The following is a 21,957-nucleotide window of genomic DNA, read 5'->3' on the forward strand; positions in this document are numbered from 1 at the left end:
CGTCAGTCCGCCGGGCGGGTCAGGTGGCGGAAGGCGTCGAGGTTCCGGGTCGACTCGCCCCGGGCGGTCCGCCACTCGTACTCCTTCTTGATCGCCGTGGCGAAGCCCAGCTCCAGGAGGGTGTTGAACGCGCCGTCCGCCGCCTCCAGGACGGTTCCGAGCAGCCGGTCGAGCTCCTCGGCGGTGACCACGGTCAGCGGGAGCCGGGCCGTGAGGTAGACGTCGCCGAGGCGGTCCACGGCGTACGCCATCCCGTACAGCTTGAGGTTGCGCTCCAGCAGCCAGCGGTGGACGCCGGCCTCGTTCTCGTCGGGGTGGCGGATCACGAACGCGTTGACCGACAGCGAGTGCCGGCCGACCTTGAGCGAGCAGGTCGTGGACAGCTTGCGGGTGCCGGGGAGCTGGACGACGTACGTGCCCGGAGTCGGGCTCTCCCAGGTCAGCTCGGCGCCGTTCAGCGCGCTCTCGATGATCGCGGTGTCAGCCATGGTGGGAGCGTACGCGACGGCGGTGCTCGTGCACGGCCGCGGTGTAGACGTCCGCCGTGGCGCTCGCGGCGGTGTCCCAGCCGAAGAACTGCGCGTGCCGGGCCGCCTCGCCGCCCATGCGCTCGGCGAGCCCCGGGTCGTCGACGAAGCGCCGCAGCTCGCGGGCGTAGTCGGCCGGGTCGTGGCCGGGGACGAGGATGCCGGTGACGCCGTCGTTGACGGCGACGGGCAGCCCGCCGACCTCCGCGGCGAGGACGGGCGTTCCGGTGGCCTGTGCCTCTATCGCGACGAGCCCGAAGGACTCGCTGTGCGAGGGCATGACCAGTACGGATGCCGCCCGGAACCAGTCGGCGAGCCGGTCCTGGGCGACCGGCGGGTGGAAGTGGACGAGGTCGGCGATGCCGAGCTTCGCGGCGAGCTTCTGCAGCCCCTCCGGCTTGGCGAGGCCGCTGCCGCTGGGTCCGCCGACGACGGGCACGAACAGCCGGCGGCGCAGGGCCGGGTCCTGACCGACGAGCACGGCGACGGCGCGCAGCAGCACGTCGGGGGCCTTCAGCGGCTGGATCCGCCCGGCGAACAGCGGGATGACGGCGTCCTGCGGCAGTCCGAGGCGGGCGCGGGCGGCGGCCCGGCCGTCGGCGACGGTGAAGCGGTCGAGGTTCACGCCGGGGTGGACGACGGCGACCTTGCCGGGGTCGGCGTCGTAGTGCCGTACGAGCTCCTCGGCCTCGTCGGTGGTGTTGGCGACGAGCCGGTCGGCGGCGGCGACGATCTGGGTCTCGCCGATGACGCGGGCGGCCGGCTCGGGGGTGTCGCCCTCGGCGAGGGAGGCGTTCTTGACCTTGGCCATGGTGTGCATGGCGTGGACGAGGGGGACGCCCCAGCGTTCGGCGGCGAGCCAGCCGACGTGGCCGGAGAGCCAGTAGTGGGAGTGGACGAGGTCGTAGTGGCCGGGGCGGTGGCCGGCCCAGGCCTGCATGACGCCGTGGGTGAAGGCGCACAGCTGGGCGGGCAGCTCCTCCTTGGCGAGGCCCTCGTACGGGCCGGCGTCGACGTGCCGGACGAGGACGCCGGGGGCGAGCTCGACGGTGGGCGGGAGGCCGCCCTCGGTGGCCCGGGTGAAGATCTCCACCTCGATGTTGATGGCGGCGAGTCGCCGGGCGAGCTCCACGATGTAGACGTTCATGCCTCCGGCGTCGCCGGTGCCCGGCTGGTGCAGCGGGGACGTGTGGACGCTGAGCATGGCGACGCGGCGCGGCCTGCGGTGGTGCCCGACGGACGGGATGCGCAGGCGGGGCGGGTCGTGGCGGGTGCCGCGGACGGCGGCGAGGCGACCGCCGATGGTGCCGCCGATGCGGGACACGTACTGGCTCAAGGGAGCAGTTCCTCTCGCTCGGGCGACATGACGACATGCGGGCCGGGGCGTCGGGGGCGCTTCGGGGCCGGCGGGCGGGCATGCCGGACGGAGCGCACCCGGCGCCCTTCAAGGAGTGCAACCCGGATGGCGGTGCCGCGCATTCCGGGGCGGCCGGATTTCCTCGGCGGGGCGCCGGGCGCGGGGCTGCTTTTCCCCCCGAGCGGGCCCTCCGCTTACGCTCGGCGCATGTCCCGGCACGCCTCCGAACCGCCCGTCCCCGCCTCCGCCGGCGGCCCCGGCCGCACCGGGGCCCGGGCCCGCGCGGGCGGCGGCGGGCGGGCTGTACAGGCGGCGCGCCCGGTGGGGACGGTGACGCGGGGGACGACGAACCCGAACCGGCTGCGCCGCATGGACCGCTGGATCGCCGAGGTGCACGGCCCGGCGCTGCGGCGCGCGGACGCCCCGGTGGCCGTGGACCTGGGGTACGGGGCCGCGCCGTGGACGGCGGTGGAGCTGCTGGACCGGCTGCGGCGGGCGGCGCCCGCGGTGCGGGTGGTCGGCATCGAGATCGAGCCGGCGCGGGTCGCGGCGGCTCGCCCGTACGAGCGGGAGGGGCTCCGCTTCCGGCACGGCGGCTTCGAGGTGCCCCTGGAGGGCGGGGCCCGGCCGGCGCTGATCCGCGCGGCGAACGTGCTGCGGCAGTACGACGAGGAACAGGTCGCGGAGGTCTGGGAGCGGCTGTGCGCCCGGCTGGCCCCGGACGGGTTGCTGGTGGAGGGCACCTGCGACGAGATCGGGCGCCGGCACGTGTGGGTGGCGCTGGGGCCGGAGGGGCCGCGGACGGTGACGTTCGCGACGCGGCTGGGGTCGCTGGAGCGGCCCTCGGACCTGGCGGAGCGGCTGCCGAAGGCGCTGATCCACCGCAACGTGCCGGGCGAGCCGGTGCACGCCTTCCTGCGGGACTTCGACCGGGCGTGGGCGGCGGCCGCGCCGTACGCCTCGTACGGGGCTCGGCAGCGGTGGATCCGGACGGCGCGGGCGCTGGCCGGGGACTGGCCGCTGACGGACGGTCCGAAGCGGTGGCGGCAGGGGGAGTTGACGGTGCGCTGGGAAGCGCTGCGCCCGGCGGGGTGAAAGCCGCGCGGCGGGGAACCGGCGGTCGGGGCGGCCCGTTGAGCGGGCACGGGGATGTGTGCCGGGACCGGCGGGGGTGGGAGGGACAAGATCCGGAGGGGTTCGTGAGGGTGTTGGAATCCTCCGAGTCGTGGCACCATCCCGAAGGGCAGCACAAGTTACTGATGAATAGTCAGATTCGGTGGGTGCGGCGCTCGCCGTGCGCCGCGTGCGCGGTCGGCGCGCCGTGCGGCACCGGATCCGACCCGGGTGCCAGGGGGGACCATGGGAACCGAGGAGCCGAAGCGGCGGCGCAGGGGCGCCTCCGCCCTGACACTGCTGTGCGCGTCGGCCCTGCTGGCGGTGGCGGCGCTGACCACGCCGGCCCTCGCGGCGCCGGCCCCGGAGCCGGGAGCCAAGTCCCTGGAGCAGGTGCGCAAGGAGATCGAGGGCCTGTACCGGCAGGCGGGTGCCGCGACCGACGCCTACAACCAGGCCGAGAGCGAGGCCAAGGCGCAGTCGGACCGGATCGTGGAGATCGCCAAGCAGGTCGCCGCGGGCCAGGACCGCATCAACGACCTGAAGCGGCGGGCCGGAGCCGCCGCGCGCGCCCAGTACCGCTCGGGCGGGCTGCCGCCCGGCGCCCGCCTCGCGCTGAGCGACAGCCCGAGCCGGTTCCTCGACGGGGCGAGCCGGATCCGGCAAGGCGAGAAGGCCACCGCGGACCTGCTGTCCGACATGGACCGCACCCAGGCCGACCTGCAGCGCGGCGCCCGCGAGGCGAACGCGGAATGGCAGAAGCTGGAGGCGAACCGCGTCAAGAAGGAGGCCTCGAAGAAGGAGATCGAGGCCAAGATCAAGGCCGCGGAGGACCTGGAGAGCAAGCTCGAGGCCGAGGAGCGGGCCCGGCTGATACAGCTGGAGCAGGAAGCCCAGTACAAGGCGCAGACGGCCTGGCTGTCGACGGGCGTCCTGAAGGAGATCAACGGCACGGCGACCGAGTCGGGCCGCAAGGCCGTGCAGTTCGCGACCGCGCAGATCGGCAAGCCGTACCAGTGGGGCGCCGTGGGCCCGGCCTCCTTCGACTGCTCCGGGCTCACCTCCCAGGCGTGGCGGGCCGCGGGCAAGGGCATTCCGCGCACTTCGCAGGAGCAGCTGCGGCTGCTGCCGAAGGTCGCCCTGAAGGACATGCGGCCCGGCGACCTGATCATCTACTTCGACGACGCCAGCCACGTCGGCATGTACGTGGGCGACGGCGCGATGGTCCACGCCCCGCGCCCGGGCCGCAACATCACCCTCGCAGGCGCCGGCTCCATGCCGATCAAGGCGGTGGTCCGGCCCGAGGCGTGACCTCGAGCGCGCCGGGAAGCGGTTCCGGGGCGTGGCCGTTCCGTGGAGGCCGCGGGGAGGTTCCGCGGAAGTGCGGGAGGGCGCGGGAAGGGTGCGGGGAGGCCCGGCGGGGAGGCCCGGCGGGCCCGCCGCGGAAGCCGATCCGGAAGGCAACCGCCCGCGCCCCGGGGACGTCTCGCTGAACGGGACGAGCACGTCCCCCGCCGTGACGTTGGTCATTCGGCGAGGCGGATTTTCCCCCGCGATAACGGCATATGACGCTGTCCCCGTACCGGAACGCCATTCCGCTCGGGCGCCGCGGACCGCTAGGGTCGGCCCACGAGCGCACCCTCGGGGGGAGGGAAGGAACCGGAGACGATGCCCGTACCCGTACCGCGGCAGAGGGAGATCCCCGCCACGGAGAACGGTCAGGCCGTACCGCCGCAGGCGTCCCTGACCCTGCTGGTGATCGAAGACGACCCCGCGGGGGGCCTCACCGTTCCGGAGATCCTCGACTCCGACGGCCAGCGCATCCGGCTCCGCACCGCCCGGAACCTCACCGAGGCGGCCCGCCTGCTCACGCCCGACGTCCACTGCATCCTGCTGGACCTGGCCCTGCCGAACCCGTCGGCGGCAGCCCGCGCGGCCCTGGCCGGCGCCGAGCCGGGCCCGGCCGACCGGCTCGACGTGCTGCGGGAGGTCCTGCGGATCGCCCCGCGCCATCCGGTCCTCGTCCTGACGGACGAGGCGGATGCCGAGCGCGCCGCCGAGGCGGTCCGGGTCGGGGCACAGGACTTCCTCTTCCGCGACGAGCTGGACGGCAGGCTGCTGAGCCGGGCGATCCGGTACGCGGTCGAGCGCAAGCGCGCCGACACGGCCCAGTACAAGCTTGCAGAATCGAAACTGCGGGCCCAGGAGAACGCCCGCCTGGAACGCGGCCTGCTGCCGACCCCGCTGCTGGACGGCTCCGACCTCCGCTTCGCGGCCCGCTACCGCCCCGGCCGCAGCCGGGCCCTCCTCGGCGGCGACTTCTACGACACCGTCCGCACCCCGGACGGCACCGTCCACGCCATGATCGGCGACGTGTGCGGGCACGGCCCGGACGAGGCCGCCCTCGGCGTCGAGCTCCGCATCGCCTGGCGCGCCCTGACGCTGGCCGGGCTGTGCGGCGACGACCTGCTGGCGACCCTGCAGGAGGTCCTCGACGTGGAGCGGCCCTGCGAGGAGATCTTCGCGACGCTGTGCACCGTCGACATATCCCCCGACGGCAGGCGCGCCGGGCTCTGCCTGGCCGGGCACCCGGCGCCGCTGGTCTCACGGCCGGGCCGGCCGGCGCGGCTGCTCCCGTACGAGAACAGCGGGCCCGCGCTGGGCTTGCTGCCCAAGGCGCGCTGGCCGCGCCGCCAGGTGGAGCTCGGCGGCACCTGGAGCCTGATGCTCTACACCGACGGCCTCATCGAGGGCCGCATCGGCGAGGGCAGGGAGCGGCTCGGACAGGACGGCATGGTCGAGATGATCAACCGGCACCTGGCCCGCGGACTGAGCGGGGAGGGCCTGCTGGAGGCCGCCGTCACCGAAGCGCGCCGGCTCAACGGCGGCGAGCTCACCGACGACGTCGCCGTGGTGCTCCTGTCGCGCAACGCGCCCTGACCCCTGCGCATCCGGGGCCTCCGTGTCGGCGCCGGCGGTCAGCGGCCGCCGTTGTAGGGCCCGTACGGGCCGTCGCTGCTGCTGCCGCCGCGGCGCGGGCCGCCGCCCGAGACCTGCTTGAGCGCGGGGCGGACGTCCACGAGGAAGACGATGGTCGCGACGAGGCCCGCGATCTGGAGGAACAGCATGCCGAGGAAGAAGTCCACCAGCACGGTGACGCCGAGGATGACCATCCAGAAGGTCTTCGTCTGCTTGTCCGCGGCCCGGTAGGCGTCCTCCCTCGCGATCAGCGCGAGCACGAAGGCCACGACGGCCAGCGCCAGCATGGCGAACCCGAGCAGCGGGAGCACGCCGTTATCGAACCCGTTCATCAACATCGACCCGACCGCCTTCACACGTGCCCTGCCATGGCTGGTGCCTCTGCCTCCACGCTACCGGCACAGGCCCCCTCATCCACCCCAACGGGCCGGACACCCCTCGGGTGCCCGGCCCCGTCGCGTTCAGCCCTCGACGCTCTCCTCGGCCTTCTTCGCCGGGGTCTTGCGCGTGGTGGTACGGCGGGCGGCGGCCTTGTCGTCGACGGCCGGCTCCGGCTCGACCGCAACCGCGATGTCGACGATCTCCTCCGAGACCTCGCCGCGCCACTCGCGGACGGCCTGCTCGCCGCGCTCGGCGACACGGTCGTAGGTCTCCTTGGCCTTCACCGCGTACTCGGCGGCCACCCCGACCCCGCGCATGGCGAGGTCCTGCGCGGTCTCGCCGATCTTCTTGGCGTCGATCGTGCCGAGCACCTCGGCGACCTTGGCGGTCACCACCTCCTGCGCCTCGCGGGCCTTCTGCTGGACGATCTTCGGGTCGGTGTTCTTCACCGCCTCGAAGCGGACGGGCGCCTCGGTGCGCAGCTGCTCGATGAGGCCGGGCACCTTCTTGGCCTGCTCCAGCGCGATGTCGGCGGTGCCGGCGGCGAAGTAGAGGGGGGTCGGGTCGGCGAGGGTCTTCTTCAGGTCATCGGCGATGGCCATGTGGCTGGTCCTCCCGGATCACAGTTCAGTTCGTTGGGTGCGTCGTGCCGTCGGCGAAAGCCGCGGGGTCCGCGGGCTCCGTGTCGCCCGCGGTGTCCGGCGCCTGCGCGGCGGCCGGTCCGGCCTCCTGCGCGTTCTCCTTGCGGAACGACTCGTAGACCTGGAGCAGCACCTGCTTCTGCCGCTCGCTGATGGACGGGTCGGCGAGTATGGCGGCCCGCGTCTCGACCTCGTCCCGGTCCCGCTCGTCGAGGATCCCGGCCTGCACGTACAGCGTCTCCGCGGAGATGCGCAGCGCCTTGGCCAGCTGCTGGAGGATGTCCGCGCTCGGCTTGCGCAGACCGCGCTCGATCTGGCTCAGGTACGGGTTCGACACGCCGGCCGCGTCGGCCAGCTGCCGCAGCGAGAGCTGCGCCTGCCGCCGCTGCTCGCGGAGGTACTCGCCGAGATTGCCGACGTTGAGCGATGCCATGCGGCGATCCTGCCGCACCTTGCTAACTTTTGCAAGCAAGCGCTTGCAGCATCTCCCACCCCGGGGGCGAAGTGGTCGTCCGCTCAGGAGTGGCAAACCCGGATGACGGGCCGGACAGCACCGGTCTGGCGTTCCTGCATGACGTTCCCGCACTCCGACCTCGACAACCGGCTCGACGTGACCGTCCGCTCCCAGGACAACTCGGCCGTGGGCGTGGCGTTCCGCGACCGGTCCGGCCCCGACCAGGGCTGCGTGCACTATTGCGTCGAGCTGCGCGGCCCCCGGCCTGACCGCTCGGGTCGACGACGTCGTCGCATGGGTCGGGGACGGCGGCCTCCCGGCGTTCCTGGACGGGCTCGCCGCCGACTACAGGGGCTGGGACGGCGAGCGGAGCTGGCAGACCCTCGACCGCGACCTGACGGTGTCGGCCGTCTTCCGGTCCGGTGGACACGTCGGCCTGACCTGGGCCGTGCAGCCGTGGAGGCAGGCCGCAGGAGACTGGAGCGCCTCGGTGACCACCTGGTTGGAGGCCGGCGAGCAGATGGCCTCCCTGGCGGCCGACGTCCGGGCCTTCCTCACCGAGGAGCGGCAGTAGAAGCGCGCGGGCGTCGCCCGGGCCGGCGGTGAGGCGCGCCCTGTCGCGTTCCGAGCGCGGGCAGCAGGGCTCGTCCCGGCCGAATCGTGGCGGCGCCCCCCCGACACCCACTTTTTTGTGGGTACTGGGCAAGCGCCCCGCACCGCGCCACTCTTGATCAAGGGGTCGGCGGCCGGCGGATCGGAAGGAGGCACCGGCCTAGGGCGACTGCTCCCCCACGAGCCGCTCCAGCCTGCGGTGCCCCCAGTCGGACACCGGGCCGAGCGCGTCGGAGAGATCGCGGCCGAAGGCGGTCAGCGAATACTCGGTCTTCGGCGGCAGCACGTCGTGCACCTCCCGGTGCACGAGCCCGTCCGCCTGCATCTCGCGCAGCGCCTGCGTCAGCACCTTCTCGCTGAGGCCCGGCAGCCGCCGGCGCAGTTCGGCGGGCCGGCAGGGGCCCGCCTCCAGCAGCCACAGCAGGGCCGTCTTCCACTTGCCGTCGATCACGGCGATGGCGGCGGTCACTCCGCACACCTCCGTGTCCCGGGCACGACCGCGCGTCATGCGCCCCCCATTCCATCCTCGACCACGTACGGGAGCCAACCATGTCCACGTCCACGTCCCCGCAGCACACCGGCCCGCACCCCTCCGACCAGTCTGCCGTGACGGTGCTCGGTCTGGGCCCGATGGGCCGCGCTCTGGCCGGCGCATTCCTCGACGCGGGCCTGCGCACCACCGTCTGGAACCGGACACCGGGCCGGGACGCGGAGTTGACGGCCCGCGGGGCGGCCGGCGCCGGCTCGCCCGAGGAGGCCGCCGCCGCGAGCGGGCTGGTCGTGGTCTGCGTCGTGAACCAGGACGCGGCAGACGGGATCCTGCGCCGCGAGGCCGTTGCCGACGCGCTGCGGGGCCGGACGGTCGTGAACCTGACCGCCGACACCCCGCAGCGGGCCCGCGCCACCGCCGACTGGGCCGCCGCGCACGGCATCCGCTACCTCGACGGCGCGATCATGACGCCGAACACGACGATCGGCACCCCCGACGCGGTGTTCCTCCACTCCGGCCCGGAGGAGCTGTACCGGGAGCACCGGCCCGTGCTGGCCGCGCTCGGCGGCACCCACACCCACCTCGGCGAGGACATCGGCCGGGCGGCGGCGTACGACATCGCGCTCCTCGACGTGTTCTGGACGGCGATGGCCGGCTACGCGCACGCCCTGGCCGTGGCGCGGGCGGAGGGCATCACCGGCCGGGAGCTGGCCCCCTTCGCGCAGGGCATCGCCGCGATCCTCCCGCCGATCTTCGCGCAGACGGCAGAGGAAGCCGACTCCGGCGGCCACTCCGGCAAGGACAACCCCGTCACCTCGGCGGCGTCCTCCATGGCGCACATCGTCGAGGCGTCCGAGGGCCACGGCATCGACGCCGGGGTGATGCGCGCGGCCGAGGGGTGGGCGCGCCGCGTCATCGGCCTGGGCCACGGCACGGACGGGTTCATCCGCATCGCGGAGCTCCTGGGCCGCCGCTGAGACCCGCAGGCCGCCCGCCCGCGGCCGTCCTGCGCCGGTACGAGAGGGTCAGCGCGCCCAGCAGCGGCCCCCAGGCGACCAGCGGCAGGTAGAGGAGGCCGACGACGAGCGCGCCGCGGGGGGTCATGTCCGGGTGGGGCAGCGTCCACCACAGCAGGAAAGGGCTCCACGCGCAGGTCAGCAGGACGGCGGTCGCGCCGGCCGCGGCGGCGACCGCGCGCACCGGCAGGCGGCGGCCGCCCAGCCGCGGGATCCGGGCGGGCAGCACCACGCCCCAGGGCCGGACCAGGCCGAGCGCGAGCAGGGCCAGCAGCTCGCTGCCGAGGGTGACGCCGAGCGCGTACGCCCGCCCCCAGCCGGGCAGGCCCGCGGCCGCGTACCCGGCCTCGGTGTACCCGGCCGTGAAGCCGGCGGCGAGCAGCAGCCGCCAGAGGCCGGTGGGCAGTGTCAGCAGGGCGATGGCGTGTGCGGCGCACACCGCCCGGCGGGACGCGGCAGGTGCGGGGGCGGGGAGGGGAACGGAGGCGAGACCGCTGCGGGATGTCATGTACAGCAGCGTGTCGGCGGGCCCGCGCCCTGCGCGTCGGCCGGGGGTGCGGTCCCTCCCGCGCCTCCCGGCCGACCCCGCGGCGGCCGGTCTCCCCCGCCCGGGGGAGACCTGCCCGCCCGCGCGGGGGATCCGGCCCCTCCGCGCGCCGCTATGCGGTGCGGGTGGCGATGACCACCGTCGCCCAGAATTCCTCCGACTCGACCGTCCGCACGGCCAGGCCCGCCGCCTCCAGGGCCGCGGCCGTGTGCGGCGCCTGCCGTCCGCTCGTCTCGATCAGCAGCCGCCCGCCCGGCGCCAGCCAGGGCGGGGCGCCCGCCGCGATGCGCCGGTGGACGTCCAGCCCGTCCGGGCCGCCGTCCAGCGACACCGGCGGCTCGTGGTCGCGCGCCTCGGACGGCAGCAGCGCGATCTCGTCCGTCGGCACGTACGGCGCGTTGGCGAGCAGGACGTCCACCCGGCCGCGCAGCATCTCCGGCAGCGCCCCGTACAGGTCGCCCTCGTGCACCCGCCCGCCGTACGGGGCGGTGTTTGCGCGCGCGTAGGCGAGCGCGCCCGGGTCAATGTCCGCGGCGTGCAGCTCGGTCCCGGCACCCAGCCGGTGAGCGACCGCCGCGCCGAGGGCGCCCACGCCGCAGCACAGGTCGAGGACCACCGGCTGCGGGCGGCCGTCCGCAGCGGCGAGCGCGACGGCCTCCTGCACCAGGAACTCGGTGCGCCTGCGCGGGACGAACGCCCCCGCGCCGACCCGCATGCGCAGCCCGCAGAACCCGGCCCAGCCGACGACGTGCTCCAGCGGCTCCCCGCCGGCCCGGCGGGCGACCAGCGCGGCCAGGGCCGCCTCCCCGCCGCCGGCCGCGGCCGTGAGCAGCGCCGCCTCCTCCTCCGCGAAGACGCACCCGGCGGCCCGCAGGGCCGCGACCGTCGCCTCCGCGACCGCCGGCTCGGCTTCCGGCATCTGCTCTGCTTCCCGCACGTCCCGCTCTCCCGGCATGTCTCTTCCCGTACCGTCCGCCGCCCCCCGGCGCCCCGCGCTCAGAACACGTCCGGGCACCACGGCCGCCGGGCCGTCCGGAACACGGCGTCCGCGAGGGCCAGCGCCCCCGGCCGCTCCTCGGCCACCCTCCCGAGCGCGCCGAGCCGTACCGCGGACTCGTCGCCGAGGTAGAGCGCGCCGAGCGCCGAGACGTCCAGGCTCAGGTCCGCCGGCTCCCGGGTGCGGGCGCACTCCCCCGTGCCCGCGTCCAGCCGGTACCGGCCGGCGGCCGGCCCGCCCGGGTCGCGGACCTCCAGGACGAGTGTCCCCGGCACCGCGTACGTCCGCGCACCGAGGGCCCGTACGACGTCCAGGACCCGCACCCACAGGAAGTCGGCGGAGGTCACCGGGCGCGCCGCCCGCGGGTCGGGCAGCAGGTGCGGCAGCAGGTCGTCGGGGGCGCGGTAGCCGGTGCGGACCTTCTGCACCCAGTCGATGGAGCACACGTAGTGCCACAGCGCCCGCTCGGCGGCGGGGGTCGCCGCGAGGAGCTCCCGGACCCGGACCGTGTTCATGGGCACTTTGGCATCGCCCCAGGCGTCGTCCGCGGTGTAGCGGACGAGGCCGGCGACCTCGCCCTCCGCCGTGCGGTAGACGGCCTGGAAGCCCTCCCGGTACGGGCGGTGCGACCACTGCTCCAGGCCCGTCGCGAGGGCCCACCAGCGTTCGTCGCGGCTGACCATGCCGTGCCGCTCGCGGCGCAGCCGCTCGTGCAGGGCGGGGCCGACGCGGCGCACCTCGGCGGCGTCGACGAGGTCGATGCGGCCGCCGTCGCCGGTCACGGACCGGCGGAGGTCGAGTCCGGTGCGCGGTACGTCGATCTCCCACTCGGTGATGGACGCCGCGGGCCCGTACCCGTAGCGGCCGTAGATCGGGTACTCGGCGGCGATCAGCGTCGAGACGGCGTCGCCGCGCTCGGCGGACGCGGCGGCGTCGGCGGCGACCATGCGGGTCAGCAGGCCCTGCCGGCGGTGCGTGGGCAGCACGGTGACGTTCGTGAGGGCGCTGGAGACGACCGCCGCCCCGCCGGGGACGGTCAGCTCCTGCCGGAAGGAGCGCAGGGTGCCGACGCAGGCGCCGGTGCGGCGGTCGAAGGCGCCGACGATGCGGGCCGGGTCGCTGTGCCGGGCCCGCTGTGCGGCGTCCGACTCGGTCACCGCAGAGGCCGTCAGGAAGCCGGTGTTGACCGTCTGCATCCACTGGGTCAGTTCCGAAGCGGCGATGGGCCGGACGTCAGCGCTCATTGGCGCCACGCTAGTGCGCCGTCCGCGCTCCCGTCGCCGCATTTTCCGCCGGGGCCCCCGCCGCGGGGGCGGGAACCCCGGGGGGTCAGGCCAGCAGGTCGTCCACCTGTGCCTCGCCCTCCCGGTATCGCCGGGTGATCTCGGCGCTGCAGTCGTCCGCGGTGCGCTGCAACTGCTGTCTGCGGCGCGAGACCTGCTGCTCGTATCCCGTCAACCGGCCCATCGCCTCGTGGAGTTCGCCGTCCGTTCGGGCCTCCAGGTCCGACAGCTCTACGTCGGACAGCATCTCCGCCGCCAGCACCCGGTACTGCTCCCCGCGCGGCGTGCCGAGCGTGACGTGCCGGGCGGAGGCACTGCGGCTGGACGGCGCGTCGGCGAGGATCTCCGAGAGCCGGTCCACCACCGGCGCCTCGGGCGGCACGGGCGCCTCCGGGTCGCTGCGCCGGGCCAGTTCGGCGCGCAGGATGTCGATCCGGCCCTGCAGGAGCCGGCGGACGTAGCTGAGGTCGGCCTCCTCGCGCTGGGCGTCGCGGCGCAGCGCGCGCAGCTCCGGCAGGCCGAGCGCGGTGGCGGGCGTGGTCGGCGCCTGCCCCGGCTCCTCCGCGCTGCGCTGCGCGGGCGGCCGTACCGTGCCGGCCGCCGGGGCGGCGGCGCCGACGGACGCTGCGGATGGTGTGGGTGGAGCGGGTGGTGCGGGTGATGCAGGTACGGAGGTACCAGAAGTATTCATGCGAACGTGTCCGTCCCCTCGACCGGTGCATGGGCTCTCCCCCGGGCCCGCGTGACGCGTGGGGCCGGGGCGAAGCACCGCCTGCGTGCATCGTGCCACTCTCCGTGGTGCGGGCGCAGTCCCGCGCCACCCGTTCGGCCGCGGAGGAGTCCCCGCCTGGTACACAGGTGGTATGCGAGCAGTGGTGCAGAGAGTGGACGGCGCGAGCGTCGTCGTGGCCGGTGAGACCGTGGGCGAGATCGTCGGGGAGGGGTTGTGCGCCCTCGTGGGCGTGACCCATGACGACACCCCGGAGAAGGCGGCGCAGCTGGCCAGAAAGCTGTGGTCCGTGCGGATCCTGGAGGGCGAGAAGTCCTGCAGCGACGTCTCCGCGCCGCTGCTGGTCGTCTCGCAGTTCACGCTGTACGGCGACGCCCGCAAGGGCCGCCGCCCCACCTGGAACGCGGCGGCACCCGGCGACGTCGCCGAGCCGCTCGTCGACGAGGTCGTCGCGCAGCTGCGCGCGCTGGGGGCGACGGTGGCGACGGGCCGGTTCGGCGCGGACATGCGGGTCTCGCTGACGAACCACGGCCCGTTCACCCTCGTCATCGACGTCTGAGGCGCGGAAGGCGCGGGCACGGTCCGGCGGCCCTACGGGGCGACGACGACCTCCTGCGCGGCGGCCGTCGTCCCCGCCAGCAGCGGGGCGTCCACCGGCACGTTCCGCTTGACCAGGGCGAGCGCGATCGGGCCGAGCTCGTGGTGGCGGACCGCCGTCGTCACGAAGCCCAGCTGGCGGCCCTCCGCCCCGTCGGCGGCGAGCCTGAGCGGCGCCCCGTGCGCCGGGAGGTGCACCTCCGAGCCGTCCAGGTGCAGGAAGACCAGGCGGCGCGGCGGCTTCCCCAGGTTGTGGACGCGGGCCACCGTCTCCTGCCCGCGGTAGCAGCCCTTCTGCAGGTGCACCGCGGTGCCGATCCAGCCCAGCTCGTGCGGGATGGTGCGGTGGTCGGTCTCCAGGCCGAGCCGCGGCCGGTGCGCCTCGACGCGCAGCGCCTCGTACGCGAGCAGGCCGGCGGCCGGCCCGTGTCCGGCCGCGAAGGCCTCCAGCTCGCCGCGCGGCAGGAACACGTCCCGGCCGTGCGCGGTCTCGCGTACGACGAGCTCCTTGTCGACCTCGGCGATGGACCCGGCGGGCAGGTGTACGACGGCGAAGTCACCGGTCCGGTCGGCGACTTCGACGCGGTAGAAGAACTTCATCGACTCCAGGTAGGCGATCAGCGCCTCCCGGGTGCCCGGTTCCACGTGCGCCCACACCGTCTCGCCGTCGTCGACGAGGTACAGCGCGTGCTCGATGTGCCCGTTCGCGGAGAGGATCAGCGCCTCGGTGGCCTGGCCGGGCGGGAGTTCGGTGACGTGCTGGGTGATCAACAGGTGCAGCCAGCTCAGCCGGTCCGGTCCGGTGACGGTCACGACCCCGCGGTGCGAGAGGTCGACGAAGCCTCGGCCGTCGGCGAGTGCGCGCTGCTCGCCGTACAGCTCTCCGTAGTGGGCGGCGACGCCCTCGTCGCGGCCTTCGGCCTGCACGGCGCCGGGGAGGTTCAGCAGGGGGCTGGTCATGGGACCAAGCGTACGACCCCGTCAGGCGGGCTCGGCAGGGCGCTCGGCGGCGCACGCGCGGCACAGACCGAAGATCGCGAAGTGCTTCATGTCGGTGTCGAAGCCGAACGCGCCGCGGAGCTTCTCCGTGAACTCGGCGGCGATGCCGACGTCCGCCTCGATCACGCCGGCGCACTCGCGGCACACCAGGTGGATGTGGTGGTGCCGGTCCGCGAGGTGGTAGGTCGGCGCCCCGTGCCCGAGGTGGGCGTGCGAGACGAGCTTCAGCTCCTCCAGCAGCTCCAGCGTCCGATAGACGGTGGAGATGTTGACCCCGGAGGCGGTCTTGCGGACGTGCGCGAGGATGTCGTCCGGCGTCGCGTGGCCGAGGGCGTCCACGGCTTCCAGGACGAGCTGGCGCTGCGGCGTCAGCCGGTATCCGCGCTGCCGCAGGTCGCTCTTCCAGTCGGTGCCGGGGGCACGGTCGGGGCTTTCGGGGCTCACCACGGGCCCAGTGTAAGCGCGCGGCGGGGACCGCGGGCGGGCTGCCCGCGGTCCCCGCCGGGACGCGCTGCGGTGCCGGCCGGCGCGGGCGCCGGCGGCGGATCAGCGGAAGAAGGCGATGCCGTCGTCCGGCATGTCCGGGAGGTTGCGCGCCATCTCGGCGACCTCCTCCGGGGTGACGACCTTCTTGAGCTGGGCCGACATGTAGGGGCGCAGCTCGACGTCCGGGGTGGCCTTCTCGCCGACCCACATCAGGTCGCCCTTGACGTAGCCGTAGAGGCGCTTGCCGCCGCTGTACGGGCCGGAGGCGGCGGTGCGGGCCACCGCGTCCGTGGCCAGGTCGATCTGCGGCTTCTGGTCGGCGAGCTCGCCGTACCAGACCTCGACGACGCCCTGGTCGCGCACCATGACGATCTCGACCTTGCGGTCCTTGTCGATGCGCCAGTAGCCGGACTCGGACTCCAGCGGCCGCACCTTGCGGCCCTCGGCGTCGAGGACCCAGGTGGACGAGGTGTACGCCAGGAAGTCCCGGCCGTCGTGGCTGAAGACGACCTCCTGGCCGAAGTTGCACTTCTCCTCACCCGGGAAGTCGAAGACGCCAGCGCCCTCCCAGGTGCCGAGGAGGAAGGCGAGGGGGACGAGGCCCGGGTTCAGGTCGGACGGGATCTGGATCATGAATGGCTGCTCAGGCGATCTGTGGGAGGGGGTTCCGGGTCCGGGGAGGCCGATCCGTGGATCAGCGCTGGCCCTGGTACAGCTTCTTCACGGCGAGGCCGGTGAAGGCGAGGACGCCGACGCAGACCAGGACGAGCAGGGAGGTGAAGAATGCCTCAAGCACGGGGGACTCCTCGGAGGTGTCGGTTGGCGGGTACGGGGCCGGTCCCCAAGCGTACTGTCCGCCCGCCCGCCGCACTCCCCGAGGTGCCCGCCCGCGCGGCCGGGGCGCCGCGGGGGCGCCCCGGGGCGCGCTCAGCCGAGGAGCTGGCTCTGCAGGACCACGGTCTGGTGGAACGGGACGGTCGCGACCCCGCCCTTGCGCGACTGGAACACGGCGGCCTGCACGTCACCCGACTGGATGCACCCGACCCGGACCTCCTCGTCCCCGACGGGCGGGGCCTCCGCGAACACGTCCACGGTGCCGTGCCGGGCGGGGCGGGGCTGGGCGAGCTCCGCCTTCGTCCATGCGTCGTCGTCGTCGATGCGGTTCACCCCCTTGATGTTCATGGTGATGCCGCACCGGTCGCGGTCGTCGGCGAAGTCGGGGGAGGAGAACCGCAGCAGGTAGACACGGGTGCGGCTGCCGTCGGGCATGGTCCAGCCGCGGCCGGCGATCTGGCGCAGGCCCTCGTCGGTGAACTCCTGCTTCAGCTTCTGCCGGACGGTGGGCTCGAACTCCTCCAGGAAGGTGTCCTCGGAGACCTTCTGGTCCTGCTCCACCTTCAGGGCCGGATCGGGGGCGGATCCGCGCGGGGCGGGCAGCAGCAGCTGGAAGAGGGGCGCGTAGTGGGTGCCGTCCGCGTTGTCCTCGGAGAAGGGCTGCGGGGCACCGGGCGCAAGGGTGGGCTTGGCGAGCACCGGGTAGTCCCAGCGGCCGTCCCCGCGCGTCTCCAGGCCCGGCAGGTCGGTGCGGTCGGCCTGCATGATCCCGTACGCGGTCCCGGTGCCGAAGGCGGCGAACGCGGCGGCCGCGGCCAGCAGGCGCAGCGCCGCGGCGCCCCGCCGGCGCGCGGGCGCGGCCGGCGCAGGGGCGGTGTCGGTCCCGTTCTCGGTGCCGGTCTCGGTGGTGTGGTGGTCGGTCACACGGACTCCCCGGGGGACTTCAGGCGGCTCAGCTGGTTCTTGAAGAAGGAGGCGGCGTCTGCGGGCGAGAACGGCTTGGGCCCGAACGCGCGGAAGGTGACAAGGACGTCGCCCTGGACGGCCACGCAGTCCATCGAGTCGATCTTCTCCTGCTTCTCCTCGCCGATGGCCAGGAGCACGCACTTGGCCTCGGGGTGGCCGTCCACGGCGGGGGCGCCGCGGCCGTCGCCCGCCAGCTCGTTGAGCTTCTTCGCCGCCTCGGACAGCCTGCCGACCGCCTTGGCGTCGGCCTGCATGATGCGGACCTGGTAGACGGCGCCGCCGCCGTCCTTGGTGTAGCTGCGGCCGGCGAGGCCCTTGACCTTCATGCCCTCCAGCACCTCGTCACGCCGCTTCCGCTCGGAGCTGGAGAGTCCGCCGCGGGCGTCGCCGTACGTCTGGACGGCCTTCTCGCCGGAGAAGGAGTAGTCGTTGCCGTCACGCCCGAGGTCCGGGCCGAGGGAGTAGCCGGACGGGACCGGCAGCAGCTTGCCGGAGAGCTCCCCGGCCGGGACCGGCGCGGGGTCCTCCGGCGCCGCCGGGGGCGCGCCCTCCGGGACCCAGTAGCGGGTCGCGACGCTCCGGTCGGCTCCCTCCAGTGCCGCGGACCCGGCGATCGCGCCGCCCGCGAGGACGGCGAGGGCGACCGCGCCGCCGGCGAGGGCGGCGGCCTTGCGACCGCGGCGGGGCGGGGATGCGGGCGCGGGCTCGTCCGCCGGCGCGGCGGCGGCCGTGTCTGCGGCGGCCGTGTCCGCGGTGGTTGCGTCCGCGGTGGTTGCGTCCGCGGTGGTTGCGTCCGCGGCGGCCGTGTCCGCGGTGGTTGCGTCCGCGGTGGTTGCGTCCGCGGTGGTTGCGTCCGCGGTGGTTGCGTCCGCGGTGGTTGTGTCCGCCGCGCTGTCCGCGGCAGCGGCGGCGGTGTCCGTCTTCAGCGGCTCGGTCACAGTCGCTCCAGCTGTCGCTTGGCCAGGTCGACGACGTCGCCCTCGGCGATCCGGCCGCGGTTGTCGATGTAGTCGATCTCCATGACGACGTCGCCGCGGCGGGCGACGGCCCGGGCCCCGCGCACGGGGTGGTAGCCCGGCTTCGTCTCGGCGCTGGAGTCCACCCACACGTGGGCGAGATCGGCGGGCGCGCCGGGGATGGGCACGCCCGGGTTGCCGGCGTACTCCTTGGTCGGCATGGACATGGCCTGGCTCTGCTGGTAGGCGTCCGCTCCCTTGCGGTCGCGGAACTGGATCAAGCGGATCTCGACGAAGACGCGGTCGTCCTGCGACCACACGGTGGTGGCGATGCGCCGCACCCCGTCCTCGGTGAAACCGGCCAGGGCCTTGCCCGGCTCCTCGAAGCCGACCGAGAACACGTCGAGGCTCTCGTAGCCCTTGCCCAGGGCCTTCGCCCCGGCGGGCGCCTCGACGAGAAGCGCGGTGAGGTCGCCGTCCGTCTTGTGGCGGCGGTTGGCGTTGATGCCGTCGCGCGTCGTGGCGGCGTCGGGCGCGAGCGCCTTGGGTGTGACCAGCTTCTGCTGCGCGAGCGGCGGCAGCGGCGTCGGCGGGCGGTGGTACTGCACGGCGTAGCCGGCGACGGTGCCGCCGAGGATGCCGAGCGCCGCTCCGCAGGCGATCAGCACGGCGGTGCGGCGGCCGCGGCGTGCCGGGCGAGCGGGCGGCGCCTCCGCCGGATTCCCCTCGTCCCCCGGCTCGGGAGAGGTCTGTGCGTGTTCCAAGGACGTGTTCCCCACAGGTCTTGTCGGCGGGCGGTCACCCGCGCACAGCCTTGACATGTACCCGAAGGGAACGGTTGTGCGGAAACGCATTACGTTGCGGTCACGCGGAAGGTCATTCGTCGTGGGGGCGGCGCTTGCCGTCGAGCTCGTCCCACCACTCGTCCGACTTCGGGTCGCCCGAAGGGGCGTCCCACCAGCGGTCCTCGGGGCCGCGCCGGTTCGCGACCACCGCCGCGACCGGCGGGATCACCATCGCCACCACGCACAGCGCCACCGCGGCCTCGACCGACAGCAGCCGTACGAAGGACCAGGCCGAGACGAAGAGGAAGAGGCACACGCCCATCAGGACGAAGTAGATGCGGCGCCGGCGCGCGTACATGCCTCCAGCCTAGGGCCGCGGCCGCCCGGCCGGTCGGGTCCGTGTCCGGACCCGGACGGCGCGGAGGGCCGCACCCCGCTCCAGTGGCGTCCAACCCCCTGGGGTGCGGCCCTCCGGCCGGTTCATGGGCTCCCGATCGCGGGATCAGACCGCGATGGCCACGTCCGTCACACCGCCGGCCTCGGAGACGACGACGGCGCGGTCCGCCTGGCCGCCGGGCACGAGGGCCCGCAGCGTCCACGAGCCCGTCGCCGCGTAGAAGCGGAACTGGCCGGTCGCGGAGGTCGGGACCTCCGCGGTGAACTCACCGGTCGAGTCGAGGAGGCGGACGTAGCCGCTGACGGGCTCGCCGTCCTTGGTGACCTGGCCCTGGATGGCCGTCTCACCGGGCTTGAGGGTGGCGAGGTCGGGCCCGCCGATCTGTGCTCCGCACATGTTTCTCTGTCCTGTCCTGAGAGAAGTCGTTCTACCGGGCGTCGCGTGCCCTGATTACTTGCCTGCGCCCAGCTCGATCGGCACGCCGACGAGGGAGCCGTACTCGGTCCACGAGCCGTCGTAGTTCTTGACGTTCTCCTGGCCCAGGAGCTCGTGCAGCACGAACCAGGTGAGCGCGGAGCGCTCGCCGATGCGGCAGTAGGCGATGGTGTCCTTCGCCAGGTCGACCTGCTCGGTCTCGTAGAGGGCCTTGAGCTCCTCGTCGGACTTGAAGGTGCCGTCGTCGTTGGCGTTCTTCGACCACGGGATGTTGCGGGCGCTCGGCACGTGGCCGGGACGCTGCGACTGCTCCTGCGGCAGGTGGGCCGGGGCGAGCAGCTTGCCGGAGAACTCGTCGGGCGAGCGGACGTCGACCAGGTTCAGGGTGTTGATGGCGGCCACGACGTCGTCGCGGAAGGCGCGGATCGAGGTGTCCTGCGGCTTGGCCTTGTACTCGGTGGCCGGGCGGTTCGGGACCTCGGAGCCGTCGACCAGGTCGCGGGAGTCGAGCTCCCACTTCTTGCGGCCGCCGTCGAGGAGGCGGACGTCCTGGTGGCCGTACAGCTTGAAGTACCAGTAGGCGTACGACGCGAACCAGTTGTTGTTGCCGCCGTAGAGGACGACGGTGTCGTCGTTGGAGATGCCCTTGGCGGAGAGCAGCTTCTCGAAGCCCTCCTGGTCGACGAAGTCGCGGCGGACCGGGTCCTGGAGGTCCTTCTTCCAGTCGATCCGGACGGCTCCGGCGATGTGGTTCTTGTCGTAGGCGGACGTGTCCTCGTCCACCTCCACGATGACGACGTCGGCATCGTTCAGGTGGGCCTCGACCCAGTCGGCGTCGACGAGGACGTCGCTGCGGCTCATGGTTTCTCCTCCGGGGCAGTGTGCGGCGGGGCGGTGCGGGTGCTGCGGGCTGGCAGAAGTGCTGCGCTGCCGCGTGGGCGGCGGGGCAGGCGCTCGGGCGGCCGCTGGGCGCGGGGAGGCGTCAGCGGGCAGGCCGGGGCGGCTGCACTGCGGTCACGCGGGAAGTACGGTCGTCCGACGGGCGGAGCGGATGGCGCTCTCGGGTCACATGGATCGACAGAGCATGGCGGCGACGCGACACAGGTCTACTGCCCGTCGCTTCGTGAGGTCCGCCTGCTGATGCTTCATAGCCATGGATCGTAGGGAGGAACCGGCCGCCCTGTCACCGGTGTGTCATATACCGAGACGGAATCATCCGCATGCCGGGATCGGATGCCGTCCCCGCAGCTCCGCGGAGGCCCTCCGGATGCCTCGCGCAGGCCGCCTTTCTGAGGATCGGACCGACCTGTCTCACGATCCGGCCAGTGAGACGTCCGTACCGCCCAGCTGCAGGTGTACGCCGGCCTCGTCCGAGGTCAGCCCCGTCAGCCGCAGCCCGGACGGCAGGCCGCCGTCGATGCGGCGGTCGAAGTCGGTCTTGCGGCGCACCGCGCCTTCTATGCCGGGGATCCCCTCGCCGGGCACCTCGTCGGCCCGGACCCGGACGAGCTTGCCGCCGCCGTCGCCGCCCGCGTCGACGAGGCTGACGGTGGACACCACGCCCCGCGTGAAGGTCCGGCCCAGCAGCTCCACGGAGGCGGTGACCTTCACCTTGTCCTTCGCCCCGCCGTAGGCGAGCGTCACCCCGGTCTGCGAGGCCCGCGTCAGGTCCGGGTAGGTGATCAGCGCCGAACCTTCGGCGCTCTTCGCGGTGCCGCCGCCGTAGTCCGCGTCGAGCTTCACGCCGCGGAAGGTCGAATCCAGCTCGGACAGGCGCGTCTTGCGGCCGTCGGCGACGGCGTCGACACCGGTGACGCGCACGTCGACCCGGTCGAGCTCACGGCTCAGCGCCTGGGTGAGGAAGGGGAAGCCGTGGATCTCGACCGCCGCGGAACCCGCCAGTCCCTGGCGGGCCCGTATCCGGTCGGCCAGCTCGTCCTCGGCATAGCCGACCGCGAACCGGTCGGCGGCCACGAACAGGCCGCCCAGCACCACTGCGACGAACACGACGACACGCAGGACGCGCACGTGCCTCTCCCCCTGTAGACCCGGTACGTGGCCCTAGTTGACCACGCCGGGGCACCGCCCGGCGGTTCCCGCCGCCCGGGCGCCCCGGCGTGCCGTCTCAGCCGACGACCCGCCCCAGCAGGTAGACGGCCGGGGCGGCCGCCGCCAGCGGCAGCGCCACGCCGGCGGTCATGTGCACGAACTTCGACGGGTAGTCGTACGCCGCCACGCGCAGCCCGATCAGCGCGCACACCCCGGCGGCCAGGCCCAGCAGGGCGCCGCCGGCCCCGAGGGAGGTCAGCGCGCCGACCGCGACGCCGGAGCCCGCGGCCGCGGCCAGCGACACCGCGACGGACGGCGCGGGCGGC

Annotated in this window: 27 protein-coding genes and 1 pseudogene; 6 read left to right on the top strand and 22 right to left on the bottom strand. The window is 74.1% G+C overall.

All coding sequences use genetic code 11. The features are described from left to right. Window positions 1-2: 2 nt before the first annotated feature. Together IE170_RS13805 and mshA are read right to left on the bottom strand one after the other, a co-directional pair. A complete protein-coding gene (locus tag IE170_RS13805) occupies window positions 3-488 on the bottom strand; it encodes a type III secretion system chaperone family protein (protein WP_189809635.1) in 486 nt (161 codons plus the stop codon). Then, the gene (mshA, locus tag IE170_RS13810; RefSeq protein ID WP_373298985.1) at window positions 481-1,863 is read right to left on the bottom strand and encodes a D-inositol-3-phosphate glycosyltransferase; all 1,383 of its coding nucleotides are present in this window, start codon (window positions 1,861-1,863) and stop codon (window positions 481-483) included. The genes IE170_RS13805 and mshA overlap by 8 nt, the downstream gene beginning before the upstream one ends. 390 nt (window positions 1,864-2,253) lie before the next feature. On the opposite strand from mshA, the gene IE170_RS13815 reads away from it, so the two are divergent. From IE170_RS13815 to IE170_RS13825, 3 genes are all read left to right on the top strand, one after another. Further along, window positions 2,254-2,979 carry a class I SAM-dependent methyltransferase gene (locus IE170_RS13815; RefSeq protein ID WP_223856250.1) on the top strand — a complete coding sequence of 242 codons (726 nt, stop codon included), beginning with the start codon at window positions 2,254-2,256 and terminating at the stop codon, window positions 2,977-2,979. A gap of 264 nt (window positions 2,980-3,243) precedes the next feature. Beyond that, window positions 3,244-4,308 carry a C40 family peptidase gene (locus IE170_RS13820; protein WP_189809636.1) on the top strand — a complete coding sequence of 355 codons (1,065 nt, stop codon included), beginning with the start codon at window positions 3,244-3,246 and terminating at the stop codon, window positions 4,306-4,308. Window positions 4,309-4,665: 357 nt separating this feature from the next. After that, window positions 4,666-5,937: a PP2C family protein-serine/threonine phosphatase gene (locus IE170_RS13825; RefSeq protein ID WP_189809637.1), complete on the top strand. Its 1,272-nt coding sequence runs from the start codon at window positions 4,666-4,668 to the stop codon at window positions 5,935-5,937. A 38-nt stretch (window positions 5,938-5,975) separates the two neighbouring features. On the opposite strand, the gene IE170_RS13830 is transcribed toward IE170_RS13825, so the two are convergent. The 3 genes from IE170_RS13830 to IE170_RS13840 form a co-directional block, all read right to left on the bottom strand. Then, window positions 5,976-6,314, bottom strand: a complete 339-nt coding sequence (locus IE170_RS13830; protein WP_189809638.1) for a DUF2516 family protein — start codon at window positions 6,312-6,314, stop codon at window positions 5,976-5,978. 123 nt (window positions 6,315-6,437) lie between these two features. Continuing rightward, window positions 6,438-6,959, bottom strand: a complete 522-nt coding sequence (locus IE170_RS13835) for a hypothetical protein (protein ID WP_125541086.1) — start codon at window positions 6,957-6,959, stop codon at window positions 6,438-6,440. Window positions 6,960-6,984: 25 nt separating this feature from the next. Continuing rightward, window positions 6,985-7,431 carry a helix-turn-helix domain-containing protein gene (locus IE170_RS13840; RefSeq protein WP_189809639.1) on the bottom strand — a complete coding sequence of 149 codons (447 nt, stop codon included), beginning with the start codon at window positions 7,429-7,431 and terminating at the stop codon, window positions 6,985-6,987. A gap of 286 nt (window positions 7,432-7,717) precedes the next feature. On the opposite strand from IE170_RS13840, the gene IE170_RS13845 reads away from it, so the two are divergent. After that, entirely contained in the window at window positions 7,718-8,026 is a 309-nt protein-coding gene (locus tag IE170_RS13845; protein ID WP_223856249.1) for a DUF6228 family protein, read from the top strand. A gap of 198 nt (window positions 8,027-8,224) precedes the next feature. Here the strand turns inward: IE170_RS13845 and IE170_RS13850 are convergent, their stop codons facing one another. Then, window positions 8,225-8,572 carry a winged helix-turn-helix transcriptional regulator gene (locus IE170_RS13850; RefSeq protein WP_189809640.1) on the bottom strand — a complete coding sequence of 116 codons (348 nt, stop codon included), beginning with the start codon at window positions 8,570-8,572 and terminating at the stop codon, window positions 8,225-8,227. A 41-nt stretch (window positions 8,573-8,613) separates the two neighbouring features. Between IE170_RS13850 and IE170_RS13855 the strand changes: the two genes are divergently transcribed. After that, on the top strand, window positions 8,614-9,531 hold the full coding sequence (locus tag IE170_RS13855; RefSeq protein ID WP_189809641.1) for an NAD(P)-dependent oxidoreductase: 918 nt from the start codon (window positions 8,614-8,616) through the stop codon (window positions 9,529-9,531). Here the strand turns inward: IE170_RS13855 and IE170_RS13860 are convergent. The 4 genes from IE170_RS13860 to IE170_RS13875 all read right to left on the bottom strand — a co-directional run bounded on the left by IE170_RS13860 (window position 9,497) and on the right by IE170_RS13875 (window position 13,088). Continuing rightward, complete coding sequence (locus IE170_RS13860; protein WP_189809642.1) at window positions 9,497-10,078, bottom strand: hypothetical protein; 582 nt, start codon at window positions 10,076-10,078, stop codon at window positions 9,497-9,499. The two genes, IE170_RS13855 and IE170_RS13860, sit on opposite strands and share 35 nt — an antisense overlap. Window positions 10,079-10,229: 151 nt before the next feature. Next, window positions 10,230-11,036, bottom strand: coding sequence for a putative protein N(5)-glutamine methyltransferase (locus IE170_RS13865; RefSeq protein ID WP_189809703.1), 807 nt, complete (start codon window positions 11,034-11,036; stop codon window positions 10,230-10,232). A 77-nt stretch (window positions 11,037-11,113) separates the two neighbouring features. Then, window positions 11,114-12,358: a GNAT family N-acetyltransferase gene (locus IE170_RS13870; protein ID WP_189809643.1), complete on the bottom strand. Its 1,245-nt coding sequence runs from the start codon at window positions 12,356-12,358 to the stop codon at window positions 11,114-11,116. An 85-nt stretch (window positions 12,359-12,443) separates the two neighbouring features. Further along, window positions 12,444-13,088 (bottom strand): RsiG family protein, encoded by a 645-nt coding sequence (locus IE170_RS13875; protein ID WP_189809644.1) that lies wholly within the window; start codon window positions 13,086-13,088, stop codon window positions 12,444-12,446. 172 nt (window positions 13,089-13,260) lie between these two features. Between IE170_RS13875 and dtd the strand changes: the two genes are divergently transcribed. Next, window positions 13,261-13,686 (top strand): D-aminoacyl-tRNA deacylase, encoded by a 426-nt coding sequence (dtd, locus tag IE170_RS13880; protein WP_189809645.1) that lies wholly within the window; start codon window positions 13,261-13,263, stop codon window positions 13,684-13,686. Window positions 13,687-13,718: 32 nt separating this feature from the next. Here dtd and ygfZ read toward each other — a convergent pair whose 3' ends face one another. The 12 genes and pseudogenes from ygfZ to IE170_RS32605 all read right to left on the bottom strand — a co-directional run. Further along, window positions 13,719-14,684: a CAF17-like 4Fe-4S cluster assembly/insertion protein YgfZ gene (gene ygfZ, locus IE170_RS13885; RefSeq protein ID WP_189809646.1), complete on the bottom strand. Its 966-nt coding sequence runs from the start codon at window positions 14,682-14,684 to the stop codon at window positions 13,719-13,721. Between the two features lie 21 nt (window positions 14,685-14,705). Next, a complete protein-coding gene (locus IE170_RS13890) occupies window positions 14,706-15,170 on the bottom strand; it encodes a Fur family transcriptional regulator (protein ID WP_189809647.1) in 465 nt (154 codons plus the stop codon). Between the two features lie 99 nt (window positions 15,171-15,269). Then, on the bottom strand, window positions 15,270-15,842 hold the full coding sequence (locus tag IE170_RS13895; RefSeq protein WP_189809648.1) for a heme-binding beta-barrel domain-containing protein: 573 nt from the start codon (window positions 15,840-15,842) through the stop codon (window positions 15,270-15,272). A gap of 294 nt (window positions 15,843-16,136) precedes the next feature. Next, a complete protein-coding gene (locus tag IE170_RS13900; protein ID WP_189809649.1) occupies window positions 16,137-16,967 on the bottom strand; it encodes a hypothetical protein in 831 nt (276 codons plus the stop codon). Further along, a complete protein-coding gene (locus IE170_RS13905; RefSeq protein WP_189809650.1) occupies window positions 16,964-17,947 on the bottom strand; it encodes a hypothetical protein in 984 nt (327 codons plus the stop codon). Before IE170_RS13905 ends, IE170_RS13900 begins: the two co-directional genes overlap by 4 nt. Continuing rightward, entirely contained in the window at window positions 17,944-18,729 is a 786-nt protein-coding gene (locus IE170_RS13910; RefSeq protein WP_223856229.1) for a hypothetical protein, read from the bottom strand. Before IE170_RS13910 ends, IE170_RS13905 begins: the two co-directional genes overlap by 4 nt. 112 nt (window positions 18,730-18,841) lie before the next feature. After that, a complete protein-coding gene (locus tag IE170_RS13915; RefSeq protein ID WP_189809652.1) occupies window positions 18,842-19,108 on the bottom strand; it encodes a DUF3099 domain-containing protein in 267 nt (88 codons plus the stop codon). Window positions 19,109-19,252: 144 nt separating this feature from the next. Further along, window positions 19,253-19,543 carry a DUF1416 domain-containing protein gene (locus IE170_RS13920; protein ID WP_114058125.1) on the bottom strand — a complete coding sequence of 97 codons (291 nt, stop codon included), beginning with the start codon at window positions 19,541-19,543 and terminating at the stop codon, window positions 19,253-19,255. Between the two features lie 54 nt (window positions 19,544-19,597). Then, window positions 19,598-20,443 (bottom strand): sulfurtransferase, encoded by an 846-nt coding sequence (locus tag IE170_RS13925; protein WP_189809653.1) that lies wholly within the window; start codon window positions 20,441-20,443, stop codon window positions 19,598-19,600. A gap of 204 nt (window positions 20,444-20,647) precedes the next feature. Then, window positions 20,648-20,737 (bottom strand): Ms5788A family Cys-rich leader peptide, encoded by a 90-nt coding sequence (locus tag IE170_RS33490; RefSeq protein WP_350875872.1) that lies wholly within the window; start codon window positions 20,735-20,737, stop codon window positions 20,648-20,650. A gap of 156 nt (window positions 20,738-20,893) precedes the next feature. Beyond that, a complete protein-coding gene (locus tag IE170_RS13930; RefSeq protein ID WP_189809654.1) occupies window positions 20,894-21,610 on the bottom strand; it encodes an LmeA family phospholipid-binding protein in 717 nt (238 codons plus the stop codon). Between the two features lie 97 nt (window positions 21,611-21,707). Further along, window positions 21,708-21,957, bottom strand: a pseudogene (locus tag IE170_RS32605) (hypothetical protein); the annotation flags it as partial.

The organism is Streptomyces toxytricini, from assembly GCF_014649915.1.
GTDB lineage: Bacteria > Actinomycetota > Actinomycetes > Streptomycetales > Streptomycetaceae > Streptomyces > Streptomyces toxytricini.

Excerpts from the sequence above, each read along its gene's own strand:
- IE170_RS13805 (WP_189809635.1), bottom strand. The coding sequence starts at position 488 with ATGGCTGACACCGCGATCATCGAGAGCGCGCTGAACGGCGCCGAGCTG.
- IE170_RS13815 (WP_223856250.1), top strand. The coding sequence starts at position 2,254 with ATGGACCGCTGGATCGCCGAGGTGCACGGCCCGGCGCTGCGGCGCGCG.
- IE170_RS13820 (WP_189809636.1), top strand. The coding sequence starts at position 3,244 with ATGGGAACCGAGGAGCCGAAGCGGCGGCGCAGGGGCGCCTCCGCCCTG.
- IE170_RS13825 (WP_189809637.1), top strand. The coding sequence starts at position 4,666 with ATGCCCGTACCCGTACCGCGGCAGAGGGAGATCCCCGCCACGGAGAAC.
- IE170_RS13830 (WP_189809638.1), bottom strand. The coding sequence starts at position 6,314 with ATGTTGATGAACGGGTTCGATAACGGCGTGCTCCCGCTGCTCGGGTTC.
- IE170_RS13835 (WP_125541086.1), bottom strand. The coding sequence starts at position 6,959 with ATGGCCATCGCCGATGACCTGAAGAAGACCCTCGCCGACCCGACCCCC.
- IE170_RS13840 (WP_189809639.1), bottom strand. The coding sequence starts at position 7,431 with ATGGCATCGCTCAACGTCGGCAATCTCGGCGAGTACCTCCGCGAGCAG.
- IE170_RS13850 (WP_189809640.1), bottom strand. The coding sequence starts at position 8,572 with ATGACGCGCGGTCGTGCCCGGGACACGGAGGTGTGCGGAGTGACCGCC.
- IE170_RS13855 (WP_189809641.1), top strand. The coding sequence starts at position 8,614 with ATGTCCACGTCCACGTCCCCGCAGCACACCGGCCCGCACCCCTCCGAC.
- IE170_RS13860 (WP_189809642.1), bottom strand. The coding sequence starts at position 10,078 with ATGACATCCCGCAGCGGTCTCGCCTCCGTTCCCCTCCCCGCCCCCGCA.
- IE170_RS13865 (WP_189809703.1), bottom strand. The coding sequence starts at position 11,036 with ATGCCGGAAGCCGAGCCGGCGGTCGCGGAGGCGACGGTCGCGGCCCTG.
- IE170_RS13870 (WP_189809643.1), bottom strand. The coding sequence starts at position 12,358 with ATGAGCGCTGACGTCCGGCCCATCGCCGCTTCGGAACTGACCCAGTGG.
- IE170_RS13875 (WP_189809644.1), bottom strand. The coding sequence starts at position 13,088 with ATGAATACTTCTGGTACCTCCGTACCTGCATCACCCGCACCACCCGCT.
- dtd (WP_189809645.1), top strand. The coding sequence starts at position 13,261 with ATGCGAGCAGTGGTGCAGAGAGTGGACGGCGCGAGCGTCGTCGTGGCC.
- ygfZ (WP_189809646.1), bottom strand. The coding sequence starts at position 14,684 with ATGACCAGCCCCCTGCTGAACCTCCCCGGCGCCGTGCAGGCCGAAGGC.
- IE170_RS13895 (WP_189809648.1), bottom strand. The coding sequence starts at position 15,842 with ATGATCCAGATCCCGTCCGACCTGAACCCGGGCCTCGTCCCCCTCGCC.
- IE170_RS13915 (WP_189809652.1), bottom strand. The coding sequence starts at position 19,108 with ATGTACGCGCGCCGGCGCCGCATCTACTTCGTCCTGATGGGCGTGTGC.
- IE170_RS13920 (WP_114058125.1), bottom strand. The coding sequence starts at position 19,543 with ATGTGCGGAGCACAGATCGGCGGGCCCGACCTCGCCACCCTCAAGCCC.
- IE170_RS13925 (WP_189809653.1), bottom strand. The coding sequence starts at position 20,443 with ATGAGCCGCAGCGACGTCCTCGTCGACGCCGACTGGGTCGAGGCCCAC.
- IE170_RS33490 (WP_350875872.1), bottom strand. The coding sequence starts at position 20,737 with ATGGCTATGAAGCATCAGCAGGCGGACCTCACGAAGCGACGGGCAGTA.